The 2581-nt window shown below is 67.2% G+C and carries 3 protein-coding genes; 1 reads left to right on the forward strand and 2 read right to left on the reverse strand.

The window, feature by feature from the left end; translation table 11 throughout:
- Both K304_RS30295 and K304_RS0120530 read right to left on the reverse strand, forming a co-directional pair.
- Positions 1-480 (reverse strand): pentapeptide repeat-containing protein (locus K304_RS30295; protein ID WP_037791356.1); only part of this gene is annotated, 480 nt, incomplete at its 3' end.
- Positions 481-586: 106 nt separating this feature from the next.
- Complete coding sequence (locus K304_RS0120530) at positions 587-844, reverse strand: helicase associated domain-containing protein (RefSeq protein WP_486591759.1); 258 nt, start codon at positions 842-844, stop codon at positions 587-589.
- A gap of 484 nt (positions 845-1328) precedes the next feature.
- Between K304_RS0120530 and K304_RS0120535 the strand changes: the two genes are divergently transcribed.
- On the forward strand, positions 1329-1826 hold the full coding sequence (locus tag K304_RS0120535) for a hypothetical protein (RefSeq protein ID WP_027765257.1): 498 nt from the start codon (positions 1329-1331) through the stop codon (positions 1824-1826).
- Positions 1827-2581: the final 755 nt, after the last annotated feature.

Below are 2581 nucleotides of genomic sequence, written 5' to 3' on the forward strand. Positions count from 1 at the left end.
GCCGAAGGTCACGCTGTCGAAGTGGGCGTGGTTGCCGAAGGTCGCCTCGCCGAGGTTGGCGTGGTTGACGAAGGTCGCTCCGTCGAAGTTGGCGTGGTCGCCGAAGGCGGCGCTGTAGAAGTCGGCGCGTTCGCCGAAGGTCGCCCTGTAGAAGTTGGCGTGGTTGCCGAAGGTCGCCCCGCTGAACAGGGCGTAGCTGACGTGAGGCCGTCTGGTGTTGGGGTCGGTGAGGGCGTGGAGTAGGCGCCGCAGCAGGGCTTCGGTGAAGGGGGTGCCGGAGTGGTCGAGGTGGGTGCCGGGTCTCAAGGCGGTGAGGTAGTCGTCCTGGGCGGCCTGGTCTGCGTGGGCGAGGCAGGAGGTGTGGCCGGGGATCTGAATGCCGCGGCAGCCGACCGGGTCGGTCTCCGGGTGGGCGCCGTGACCGCAGTGCGGCCATCGCGGCGGTGTGGTGGACGGCGGCTCGGTGGCTGCGGACGTCATGGGCCCCCCGGTGTGACGGCTCGTCAAGAAAACTCTAGGAAACCAGACACGGACCGGCTGTCTCCCGCCATCGCCTGAGAACGGCGAAGCCGTGACTTCACTCCACCTAGCGGAGCCCGAGTTCGGCCAGGGCCGTTCGCCGTTCCTCGCTGAGTTTCGCCCGCCTGGTTTTCTGGTTGGTGAGCCATACCCCCAGCCTGACCGGCACCGGTGCGCCGTCCTCGATGACGGTGCCGTCCTCGCGGGCGGGGTGGAGCAGTTCTTCGTGTTTGCGGGGGACGGTCACGTGGCCTTCCCTGTGCAGGTATTGGTGGGCGGCGGCCAGGCCGCGCCCGAACGCGTCCAGCTCGTCCAGACCGGACACCCAGGCTGGCGCCCCGCCGCTCTCCGCGCCGGCCCCGTGCCCGGCCGCGAGCTGTGCCCACCCGACCGCCGACCTCTGCCGCGCCAGCCAGGTCCCGACGTCTCTGAAAGCCCTGCGCTGCTCACCCACCGCCCGACCGGGTAGTCCTCATCCCGGTCCTCCAGCTCGATGACGGCGCCGGTAGGCACCTGGGCGTCGCCGTGCCGCGCCACCCACTCCCCGGAGCGCCTCGTGTGACTCCCGAACGCAGGTCGAAACGACATCGAACATCAGACCACCCTACGGGGCGTGCTGGCGTCAACGTGCGGCCCGGCTGGCGCCTACCTCCACCCGGTCGGCGGGAGGGTCCATGAGGCGCCTCCCGTTCTCGTGAACATCGACCCAGGGCCGATCCGGCTGCCTCAATCGGCCGTAATCGCGAGCATTTCAGCCGTACCCGCAGGTAGCGGGCCAGAGGGGTGAACGGCACTGTGACAATGCCCCGGTGAAGACACGATGGATTGCCACCGGCTGCACCCTGCTCCTCCTCGCCTTTCTGCCTGCCTGCGGGAAGGTCTCGACGCAGTCGCCGCCGGAGCACGCCGAGCGTTTGGAGAAGGCAGCCGGCGTCGCTCGGTTCTCCCTGACCTCCGCCAAAGACCTGTGGGAGCACACCCGCGACATCCACCGGTCCGGGGGAAAGGCGTCGAAGGAGGTCCTCGATGACGTGAGGACAAAGCGTGCGCCGGGCGAGGCGGGCGAGCGGGGCCTGGTGACGGTCACGCTCACGGGCACCCAACTCGTGGAGTACCTGCGGCGCCTGGACCACGACGCCCACCCGGGGGACTGGGACCATGATCCCGACCCGATCGCGGTCCGCACCTACGACGCGATCGCCCCCGTGATCGACGCGATCAAGCCCGGCGCCAGAGCGCAGGAGATGCCGTCGGTGGTCCTCGATGACGCCGTACCAGTGCCCGCCGCGTCCCCGACGGACGCGTAGCACCCCAGAGGCTGGGCGCTGGCCGGCACACCCGGCAGCAAACCCCCAACACACACCAACCGAGGAACGCCCCGCAGCCGACCCGCGCGGGTCCGCGAGGGGTTGGTCATGGGCAACCCCTCCCAGTTCTAGGCGCCCTTCACGAAGGCGTTTCCAGAGCCTTTCTCCTATCCTCCCCCGCCCCAATTCGAGAAGCAACAACAGTCGAAAGGGAAAGAAGGTTCACGGGAATCCTGCACGGAATTCATTTCGGACCAAAGTGAATCGTCCGTGACGGCCTTTAAGGGCAATGAGTACCCCCTAGTTTTTCCAAGGTCTACCCGTGATGCATCGCCTCGGAAGAGCCGACATGGATATCCGTCCAACATGCACACGGCCCCATCTGTCAATCCGTCAGTTGGGGCCGTGTGCATGTTCCCTCTCTCGGTCGCCTACGGCAACCGGTGAACCGTCGGGCATCCCTTCGGGTCCGCCTGCTCGTCGCGCACGCCCCGGAATATCTGCTACTTGGCAGCGTCGAGATGCCCCCTGTCTCCCAGACTGCCTGCCCGTGCCGCAACCCCCCAGTCAGAATCAGAGCGTGACACGACGTCAACATCCGCCGGAGGGTGCGCGGTGAATTGCGGAGCAATTCACAAGTAATTCGCGGAGCGAATTACGGGAAATCCCGTCGGGATTTCCCACATGAATTGCTTCGCAATTCATGTTAACGCCGCGTAGCGGCGTGCGTCGTTCCTGCGGAGCAGGACGCGCGC

The sequence above is a fragment of the Streptomyces sp. CNS606 genome (assembly GCF_000426325.1).